Origin of the sequence: Luteirhabdus pelagi, from assembly GCF_016827595.1 — a bacterium.
GTDB classification, from domain to species: Bacteria; Bacteroidota; Bacteroidia; order Flavobacteriales; family Flavobacteriaceae; genus Luteirhabdus; species Luteirhabdus pelagi.
Genome location: NZ_JAECMS010000032.1, coordinates 1 through 872, shown reverse-complemented (window position 1 = coordinate 872; position 872 = coordinate 1). Strand labels below are relative to the sequence as shown.

Sequence of the window (872 nt, the reverse complement as noted above, 5' to 3'; positions counted from 1 at the left end):
AACGGATTTGTATAATGCGTCGTTGCGCGGAGTTGAAGTTACGTATTTTTCAGATAAGTCTTTTGTGAAACGGTTTTGTTGGATTTTCAATTAAGCTATTCAACCTAGCGCTATGCGCATTATACGTTGTTAGCAGTTGTATTTTTTTCATTAATTATTTCCCTTACCGCAATTTTCGCTTCATCTACCAAATCATTATCATTCAACTTTTTATTCAATTCAGATTTTGTTTTATTTGAAAAACTTGCCTTGAAAAAATCAATTTTCTTTTTTCTGGCGTTTTCGGATTCAATTATATCTCTTTCTCTATTCTTAAGGGATCTTGGGGGAAATGGAATTAGCCTAAACTTATTTACAGTAGGTTTTAAAGGTGGATTTACAACATCTATCATTAACGAAGTTAGAATAAATTCCTGTTTACTTTTTACCATTATCCTAATCAGACCATAATTTCTCCATGTTGGCGTCATAAAATTCCGTTGCCGTCTTGGTAACTTGAAATCAGTGAAATAAACTCTCTCTATCTCTTCGACATCAGATTCTTTAAACCGAAAACTTTTATCACCATCAATCAGAATCAATTCCTTTTCTTCCGAATTGTATTTTAATTTGGTCTTTCGGTTGATATAATAGTAAAGCGGGTGGAGAATCAGGGCTGGTAGAAAATAAAGCAATGTGATGATTGCAAAGAGAATTAAGAGGTTATTCTGTATTGGATTTATATCTTCTATAATCCAAAAATATAACATGACTAAAGAAACAATTAGGATAATCCAAATTCCATTGGAAATAGATTTTAGTTGGTGTTTCAGATCAATTTTGAAGACTTGTGTCATTTCCCAAATATAACTGCTAACGGATTTGTATAACGT

Annotated in this window: 1 protein-coding gene; it reads right to left on the bottom strand. The window is 31.9% G+C overall.

Translation table 11 applies throughout. From position 1 onward, the window contains the following. Positions 1–119 precede the first annotated feature (119 nt). Positions 120–872, bottom strand: a 753-nt coding sequence (locus I4Q58_RS15440) for a hypothetical protein (RefSeq protein WP_236002961.1), incomplete at its 5' end; no start/stop codon positions are given.